The sequence below is a fragment of the Pseudonocardia hydrocarbonoxydans genome, from assembly GCF_006539565.1.
GTDB classification, from domain to species: domain Bacteria; phylum Actinomycetota; class Actinomycetes; order Mycobacteriales; family Pseudonocardiaceae; genus Pseudonocardia; species Pseudonocardia hydrocarbonoxydans.
Genome location: NZ_BJNG01000079.1, coordinates 1 through 1984 on the forward strand (window position 1 = coordinate 1; position 1984 = coordinate 1984).

The window sequence follows — 1984 nt, forward strand, 5'->3', positions numbered from 1 at the left end:
TGCGTTCCGCGTAATTCAGGTGGTCTAGAGCGGCGATGGGGGGCTTGACCTGGAGGAATACGTTGAGACGCCCCGGACGGGCGTGTCTCTAGACGGCGGTGTCGCTGCTGGTCAGCGGCTTGCGGTGGCGAGTTCGATGATCTGCTTCGGGGCGGGGATGTCGAGGCGGGCGAGTAGGTCGCGTTGGGGCTTGGACAGCTCGGTGCGCTGGCGGAACACTCCGGTGGGGCCGGTGAAGGTGCCGGCGTGGAGCCGGTCGAGGTGGCGGCGCACGTGATGCCAGGTGTCGCCGGTGGTGGTCTCGACGACGCGGATGAGCAGCAGCGCGAGCCAGCAGAGCACGACGTGGGCGCGGATGCGTTCTTCGAGCCGGTGATAGACCGGGCGCAGGTCGATGATCTGCTTCATGTCGCGCCAGCCGCGCTCGACTTCCAGGAGTTGCTTGTAGCCGCGCGCGATGTCGGCGGCGGGCAGGTGCGGGTCCGAGCAGCGCAGCAGGTACTTCCCGTCGAGGTTGGCCTCGGTCTTGATCTTGGCCTTGTCGACGCGCAGCAGCCCGCCGGGAGTGACCCGCAGGTACCGGTTCAGGCCCGGCTTGGTCGAGATTCGTCCGCGCAGCTCGCCGCGCTTCATGACGGGCAGGCGGTCCGAGTCGGCGATCAGCTCCTCGAGCTGGGCGATCAGCTGGGCGCGGATGTGCGCGTCGCGCCCGGCGGCGTCGGGGTTGTGGCAGATGACGAACCGCTCGGACTCGGAGACCTTCACCTCCTTGATCCGCATGTTCTCCGCGATCTCGGTGTAGCGGCCCTGCCGGGACAGCGCGGCCTTGATCTCCACCGAGTCCGAGCGCAGCTTCTCCCCGATGATGTAGGCGTGCTCGCCCTGGCGCAGGTAGCGGCGGTTGGCCTCGGAGGAGAATCCGCGGTCGGCCACCCACACGATCTTCGACAGGGTCCAGTCCCGCATGTCGTCCTTGACCTGGCGGATGAGCTTGGAGTCCGCGGTGTTCCCGGGCCAGCACCACACCCGCACTGGGATCCCCTCGCGGGTGACCGCCATCCCGATCACGATCTGGGGCAGGTCGTCGCGGGAGTCCTTGGACTTGCCGTAGGTCCGGAACCCGACGTTGCCCTCCTTGCCCTCCTTGCCGTCCTGGTCGGGGACCGGGTGGCCGTGTTCGTCGCGGGTGACCGGCTCGTCGGGGTCGTCGAGTTCGAAGTAGGTGGAGGTGGTGTCGAAGAACAGCAGGTCGACCTCGAGGTTGAGCAGGTTCGCGACCTGGCGGAACACCCCGATCTCCAGCTGCTCGCGGACGTCGTGGAGCCAGTCCATCGCCCGGTAGCAGGCGTCGTCGCTGGTCTGGGGCAGCCCGTCGATGTGCACGTCGTGGTTGATCCAGTCCGCTGCCGCCAGCTTCGACGACGCCGCGAGCGCCCGGTTCGCGACCAGCCCGAACAGCACCCGCTCGGTCGCCGCGGTGTCGCGGGGCCGACCGCGACGCGGCTTGGCGTCCAGGCCGCGCAGGACGGTGTCGATGCCCAGCCGCCGCCACAGCGCGTCGAGGACGAACGTGCCGCCCAACGGGCGGGACTCGCAGAACACCAGCTCCGAGCCCGCGGTCGCAGCCAACGCGTCGGCCGGGTCCAGCAGCCGGGCCAGCGACCCCACCAGCCGCTTGACCGCGACGCGGTCGAGCTGGTCGGCCCGCCCGAACCCGTAGAGGATCTTCGGGACCGACCGGCCGGCGACCGGGTCCCACTCGTTGTGCGCCAGATGCAGGTAGCGGACAGTCCCGCTCTTGGTCTTCCGCGCCGTCGTCTTCACGTACATCGCTCTAGAACATAGACCATCACAGCACGCTCAGCAGCAACTACCCAGACAGGCGTTTCTCTAGGCGAATCTGCCCTCGGTGGCCATCCGCACTGCCCTGACCTGCATCCTCACCCGCCCAGGACCTCCAGACCGGCCGAATTACGCGGAACGC

The 1984-nt window shown here is 68.6% G+C and carries 1 protein-coding gene; it reads right to left on the bottom strand.

The window, feature by feature from the left end:
- Positions 1-111 precede the first annotated feature (111 nt).
- The gene (locus PHY01_RS26045) at positions 112-1830 is read right to left on the bottom strand and encodes an IS1634 family transposase (RefSeq protein WP_141282922.1); all 1719 of its coding nucleotides are present in this window, start codon (positions 1828-1830) and stop codon (positions 112-114) included.
- Positions 1831-1984 lie beyond the last annotated feature (154 nt).